The sequence below is a fragment of the Desulfosarcina sp. genome, from assembly GCF_033791525.1.
Lineage (GTDB): Bacteria > Desulfobacterota > Desulfobacteria > Desulfobacterales > Desulfosarcinaceae > Desulfosarcina.
The window spans coordinates 1-6185 of record NZ_JASJGN010000460.1 but is presented as its reverse complement, the minus strand read 5'-3'; the positions used below and the strand labels follow the sequence as shown (position 1 = coordinate 6185).

The window sequence follows — 6185 nt, the reverse complement described above, 5'->3', positions numbered from 1 at the left end:
ATGCACGCAGGATTGTTATTCAGGGAGGTTAGACCCAATGATCATCAGTATTGCCAGCGGTAAGGGGGGGACGGGAAAGACCACCGTGGCCACCAATCTTGCCGTATCGGTATCCGGCCCGGTCCAGTTGCTGGATTGTGACGTGGAAGAACCCAATGCCCATCTGTTTCTACGGCCATCCATCCAGGAAACCAAAACCGTCACTACGCCGGTTCCTGAAATTGACCTGGAAAAATGTACCCAATGCAAGAAATGTGCGGAAATATGTCGGTTCCGGGCCATCGCCGTTCTCGGCGATACGGTGCTCACTTTTCCCGAGCTTTGCCACAGCTGCGGCGGGTGCATGGCGGTATGCCCGGAGGGGGCCATCACCGAGACGGGACGGGAACTGGGCGTTCTGGAAGCCGGTGCCATGAATGGCGTTGCCTTTGTCCACGGGCGACTGCGGGTGGGGGAAGCCATGTCTCCACCGCTGATCCGGGCTGTTCGAGACCGAACCTGGGCCGACGGCCTGACGCTGATCGATGCCCCGCCGGGCACCTCGTGCCCAGTGATCGCCGCCATGAAAGATACGGACTTCGTCCTGCTGGTCACCGAACCGACCCCCTTTGGCCTTCACGACCTGAAACTGGCTGTGGAGGCGGTGAAAATACTCGATATTCCCATGGGACTGGTGATCAATCGCGCCGATGTGGGTGACGACAAGGTCAGGGACTATGCCCACGCCGAAGGGCTCCCGATCCTTATGGAGATTCCCTATGACCGGCAGATCGCTGAAAGCTATTCCCGCGGGGAAATGTTCGCCCTGGCCCTTCCCGAATGGAAGGCCCGTTTTCGGGAACTGATTGAAAAAATTGAAACGATGACTGGAAAGGGGGCCGGTACACAATGAAGGAACTGGTTATTTTGAGCGGAAAAGGGGGCACCGGCAAGACCAGCCTGACGGCAGCTTTTGCCACCCTCGCCACCGGCTGCCTGCTGTGCGATGCGGATGTGGATGCGGCGGATCTCCACCTGCTGATGCACCCCGATATTCGCAAGCAAACCGATTTCCAGGGCGGCGGGGTGGCGGTGATCGATCCGCAGCGGTGCACCGAATGCGGCACCTGCATCGAGATGTGCCGGTGGTCGGCCATCGGAACGGACTTCATCGTCGATGAGATAGGATGCGAGGGTTGTGGGGTCTGTGTGGATTTTTGTCCGGAGCAGGCTATTGATTTTCCAATTAAAACCTGTGGCCAGTGGTTTATCTCCGACACCCGTTTCGGGCCAATGGTGCATGCCCGGCTGGGCATTGCCGAGGAAAATTCCGGCAAGCTGGTGGCCCTGGTGCGTCAGCAGGCCAGGCAATTGGCCGAAGAGAGAGGCCTTGACCTGATCCTGACTGACGGCCCTCCGGGTGTGGGCTGCCCGGTGATCGCTTCGGTGGGCGGTGCCACCAGCGTGGTGATCGTTGCCGAACCCACCGTTTCCGGTATCCATGACATGGGCCGGGCCATCGAACTGTGCCGGCACTTCAAGGTGCCGGTGATGGTGTGCATCAACAAGTTCGATCTAAACCCGGACAACAGCGAAACCATTGAACGGATGGCCCGTGAGGGGGGCTTGCCGGTGGTCGGCCGTGTTCCCTTCGATCAGGCGTTTACCCGGGCCATGGTGCAGGGAAAGACGCTGCTGGAATTCGACGGCAACAGTTCGACCGGCGAGCATCTTCGACAGGTATGGGGAAAAATCATGCATACTGCGGCCATGACGGCCGAATAATCAATAGTACCATTCAAAAAAAAGAAAAGGAGTAGACCGTATCATGGAAAAAGGAAGAATCGCCATCCCTTCGATGGAACAAGGGGGTCTGGACGGCAAACGGGCAGGGCATTTTGGCCATTGTGACACGTTTACCCTGGTGGACGTGAAAGACGGAGTCATCGAAAAGATTTCCACCATCGCCAACCAAGATCACGTTCAGGGCGGCTGCATGGTGCCGGTGAACCTGCTGGCAGAAAACCAGGTCAATGCCCTGATCGTGGGCGGCATCGGTATGCGCCCGCTCATGGGATTCCGTCAGGCAGGCATCGATGTATACCACGACGACCAGCGCCAGGAAATCCGTCCGGTGGTCGAAGACCTGATTTCTGGACGGCTGGCCATGATTGCCGACAATCAGGTGTGTGGTGGTGGTGGGGGGCAATGAACCGACGGCGTCGAGCCGGTTTAATCATAAATGAACCCAGTTGCATGTTTGTGTCAGGGAACTCGCTATCACTCCCACCCTGACATACCGAATGGTGCCGCTTTGGCATAGCTTTGCACAATCAACCCTCAGAGAGGGAGGAAATTCGATGAAAATTGCAGTTACATCTACGGGAAAGGATTTGGATTCACCCATGGATCCCCGTTTTGGACGGGCAGCCTTTATCCTCATCATCGACGCTGATACCTTGGATGTCGAAGTGTTGGACAACTCCGAGAATGTCAACGCCTTCAAAGGGGCCGGTATTCAGGCCGCCACCATGATCAGTGACCAACACGCCGATGTTCTGCTCACCGGGTATTGCGGCCCCAATGCATTCAAAACCCTGGAAGCGGCACGGGTCAAGGTTGCCGGTGATGTGAGTGGTACGGTTCGTGAAGCGGTAGCAGCGTTTGCAGACGGAAAAGTCAAGCTGACCTCCGAACCCAATGCCAAGGGGTACTGGTAGTCCATGCCGCCGCGATAACCCTCCGGCGGTGCTGGTCGCATCTGTCTGACAGAGGCCGGTGCCGCCGGTAAAAAAGCGGTGATCGATTGGAACAAGAGGCGACCGCCATCTCTTGCAGCGTATCGATGCATGCAATGCACACGGTGAACCGCTAAACATGCATGCATGCCACGGCGGCATGCATGACGAAACGGTTTGACCGGTTGGTCGATACCCGAGAAAACACAAACGTCGAGTCTGCAGGACGCGCCGCCTTACCGGCCTTGAACCGGGTTAGCGAGCGGACTGGAAATCGACTTTCATCCTTACGTTGCTGCGCAGCACTGCCGTTTCAGGCAGAACATTCCCCGCGGCTTGTCGGAGCGAAGCAGAGATCCCGCTCATCGGGGCCGCGGGGAGGGTTCAATCCGCGGCAAATTCCCCCACCCGTGCTTTTCCCATGCCATAAGACAATCATTTGACGGCAGCGCTTCTTTGGACTATTTTAAATGATCCAATCCACAGGAGAGGTGTCCATGTGAGTGTCCTTAGAAAGTCCCTACGAACGACCCGGAGTCAGCCTGTGATCGAGGGTGCCGGTGTTCATCTCAAGCGGGCCTTCGGCCACAGCGAGGCTCCCGGGTTCGATCCGTTTCTGTTGCTGGACGATTTTCGGTCTTCGCGTCCCGATCATTACCTCAAGGGTTTTCCCTGGCACCCCCACCGGGGCATGGAGACCATTACCTACATGCTTGACGGTTCCGTGGCGCACGGTGACAGTATGGGCAACACGGGAACCATCGGCCCGGGGGACGTGCAGTGGATGACTGCCGGCAGCGGCATCGTTCATCAGGAAATGCCCCGTGGCGACGCAACTGGCAAAATGGGGGGATTTCAACTGTGGGCCAATCTTCCGGCCAGCCACAAGATGATGGCTCCACGCTATCAGGAGATTCCGTCCCGTCAGATTCCCGAGGTTCTTTTCGATGGCGGGGTTCGCGTCAGGGTGGTATGCGGCCGGGTGGGCGAGGTGAACGGACCGGTCACCGATATCGTCATCGATCCCCAGTACCTGGACGTGTCCATGCCGCCACACACCCGTTTCAGCCATTCCGTCAACCCGGGATACACGGTCTTTGCCTATGTCGTGGCAGGCCGAGGCGGTTTTGCAGAGACAATTGATTCCCCGGCCCTGGAAAACGGCACCCTGGTGGCCTTTGAAGACGGCGACCGTGTCGCCGCCGCCACCGCCGCCGATTCGTTCCGGTTCCTGCTGATCTCCGGCAAGCCTATCGGGGAACCGGTGGCCTGGCAGGGCCCCATAGTCATGAACACCCAGGCGGAACTGGATCTGGCCTTTCAGCAATATCGGGACGGGTCATTTATCAGGCACGGGGCCGGGAGTCTATGATGTCCGACGCATCCAAACGAAGCAATGACGTGCGGGTGGAGAGCTGGTGCGAGCTGTGCGAACGCCTCTACGATAAATCCTGGCAGGCCAACCTGATGCGCTTTCGCTCCAACTACGCCTTCCGGGGGCTTTCGGACACGGCCTATGACCTGAAGACCAGTTTCACACGGCGATGCGGTGCCCACTCACACCTGGAGTACCACCTGCTGCGTAATTTCAGTAAATATGCCGAAATGCCCTGGACCGGTGACAACGCCTCGGACTGGCGCTGGCTGACGGTAGCCCAGCACCACGGCCTGCCCACCCGGCTTCTGGACTGGACCTATTCCCCGTTTGTGGCAGCCCATTTCGCCACTGCGGAAACCGACCGGTTCGACTGCGACGGTGTCATCTGGTTTGCCGACTACGTCAAGATCAACAAGATGCTTCCCCGTCCCCTTTCAGACGAACTGATCAACGTCGGTGCCAATGCCTTCGCCCTGGAAATGCTCGAACACGCGTTGGGCGATATCAAGGGCTTCGATGCCCTGGGCCAAGACCTGGTGCTTTTTTACGAACCCCCGTCAATCGACGCCCGCATCGTCAACCAGTTCGCCTTTTTCTCGGTGATGTCCAGTCCCACCGCGCAGTTGGACCTGTGGCTGGAGAAGCATCCGGACATTTACGGCCGGATCATCATCCCCAAGGAACTCAAGTGGGAGATCCGGGACAAGCTGGACCAGGCCAACATTACCGAGCGAATCCTGTTTCCGGGTCTGGACGGCCTGGCATCGTGGCTTAAGCGTCAGTATACACCCCGTTTGTGACCCCAAAACGTTATTGCAAGCACTTAAAGGAGATCTGAATCATGCCAGTTGAAACATTCAATGCAATGGTCGTGGAAGCCGGTGAAAACAAAACCTATGTCAGACAGATCAAAAAGAGAGCGGTGGACGATCTGCCCGACGGGGACGTCCTTATCCGTGTGAACTACTCTTCCCTGAATTACAAGGACGCACTTTCGGCCATCGGCAACAAAGGGGTTACCCGCAGCTACCCCCACACGCCGGGTGTCGATGCGGCGGGAACCGTTGCCGACAGCCGGGTCGATGCCTTCAAAAAGGGTGATCCGGTATTGGTGACCGGCTACGACCTGGGCATGAACACGTCGGGCGGGTTCGGCCAGTACGTGCGGGTGCCGGCCGGGTGGGTGGTTCCGCTGCCCGAAGGTCTCTCCCTGAAAGAGAGCATGATCTTCGGCACGGCCGGCTTCACCGCCGGCATGGGCATTCTTTTTCTCACCGAACGGGTCAAGCCCGAAGACGGCCCGGTACTGGTCACCGGCGCCACCGGTGGGGTGGGCAGCGTCTCCGTGGCCGTGCTGGCCAAGTTGGGATATACGGTGGCGGCCGTCACCGGCAAAACGGCTGAGGCGGAATTTCTCAACGGCATCGGCGCATCGCAGATCGTTGCCCGGGAGGACGCCGCCGACACCAGCGGCCGGCCGCTGCTCAAGGCCCAGTGGGCCGGGGTGGTGGACACCGTGGGTGGGGAGATCCTGGCTACGGCCATCAAGTCCACGCATCCCTGGGGCACCGTCACCTGCTGCGGCAACGTGGCTTCGCCCGACCTGCCGCTGACCGTCTTTCCCTTCATCCTGCGCGGTGTCCGGTTGATTGGCATCGACTCGCAGAACTGCCCCATGGGCATCCGGCTCCGAGTGTGGGAACATCTGGCCGGTGCCTGGAAGGTCGATGGCCTCCACGATCTGTGCAAGGAGATCGGCCTGAACGGCCTGAACGAAAACATTGACCTGATCCTCAAAGGCATGCAAAAGGGCAGGGTAGTGGTCAACCTGGGTGAATGATGCGCCTGAGTCGATGTGTCCCTACCATACGGGCCGTCTGCAGATATTCCCGGGGCCGGCGACACCTCAATGTCGCCGGCCCCGGGAACCAATTAACTCGTGCTTCCATTTGCCACAATGGACGATCACTGATAGTCCTGGATAAAGGGCATTCAAACAATAGTCACAATTATCCTTCCGCAATGTTGACCGCTGGCCCGAATCGAACCGCCGCGCCGCACAGCTGATGCATGTCTCATGACACGGTCCC

At 58.6% G+C, this 6185-nt stretch carries 7 protein-coding genes; all 7 read left to right on the top strand.

Features of this window, described 5'->3' with window-relative positions; genetic code table 11:
* Positions 1-892 (top strand): ATP-binding protein (locus QNK41_RS21630; RefSeq protein ID WP_319261523.1); only part of this gene is annotated, 892 nt, incomplete at its 5' end.
* Complete coding sequence (locus QNK41_RS21625) at positions 889-1764, top strand: ATP-binding protein (protein WP_319261520.1); 876 nt, start codon at positions 889-891, stop codon at positions 1762-1764. The genes QNK41_RS21630 and QNK41_RS21625, both read left to right, overlap by 4 nt.
* 43 nt (positions 1765-1807) lie before the next feature.
* Positions 1808-2191 (top strand): NifB/NifX family molybdenum-iron cluster-binding protein, encoded by a 384-nt coding sequence (locus QNK41_RS21620; RefSeq protein WP_319261517.1) that lies wholly within the window; start codon positions 1808-1810, stop codon positions 2189-2191.
* A 148-nt stretch (positions 2192-2339) separates the two neighbouring features.
* Positions 2340-2699: a NifB/NifX family molybdenum-iron cluster-binding protein gene (locus QNK41_RS21615; protein ID WP_319261514.1), complete on the top strand. Its 360-nt coding sequence runs from the start codon at positions 2340-2342 to the stop codon at positions 2697-2699.
* Positions 2700-3216: 517 nt separating this feature from the next.
* Positions 3217-4089 carry a pirin family protein gene (locus QNK41_RS21610; RefSeq protein ID WP_319261511.1) on the top strand — a complete coding sequence of 291 codons (873 nt, stop codon included), beginning with the start codon at positions 3217-3219 and terminating at the stop codon, positions 4087-4089.
* Complete coding sequence (locus QNK41_RS21605) at positions 4089-4895, top strand: FRG domain-containing protein (RefSeq protein ID WP_319261507.1); 807 nt, start codon at positions 4089-4091, stop codon at positions 4893-4895. Before QNK41_RS21610 ends, QNK41_RS21605 begins: the two co-directional genes overlap by 1 nt.
* A gap of 41 nt (positions 4896-4936) precedes the next feature.
* Positions 4937-5935, top strand: coding sequence for a YhdH/YhfP family quinone oxidoreductase (locus QNK41_RS21600; protein ID WP_319261504.1), 999 nt, complete (start codon positions 4937-4939; stop codon positions 5933-5935).
* Positions 5936-6185: the final 250 nt, after the last annotated feature.

Excerpts from the sequence above, each read along its gene's own strand:
- QNK41_RS21625 (WP_319261520.1), top strand. The coding sequence starts at position 889 with ATGAAGGAACTGGTTATTTTGAGCGGAAAAGGGGGCACCGGCAAGACC.
- QNK41_RS21615 (WP_319261514.1), top strand. The coding sequence starts at position 2,340 with ATGAAAATTGCAGTTACATCTACGGGAAAGGATTTGGATTCACCCATG.
- QNK41_RS21605 (WP_319261507.1), top strand. The coding sequence starts at position 4,089 with ATGTCCGACGCATCCAAACGAAGCAATGACGTGCGGGTGGAGAGCTGG.
- QNK41_RS21620 (WP_319261517.1), top strand. The coding sequence starts at position 1,808 with ATGGAAAAAGGAAGAATCGCCATCCCTTCGATGGAACAAGGGGGTCTG.
- QNK41_RS21600 (WP_319261504.1), top strand. The coding sequence starts at position 4,937 with ATGCCAGTTGAAACATTCAATGCAATGGTCGTGGAAGCCGGTGAAAAC.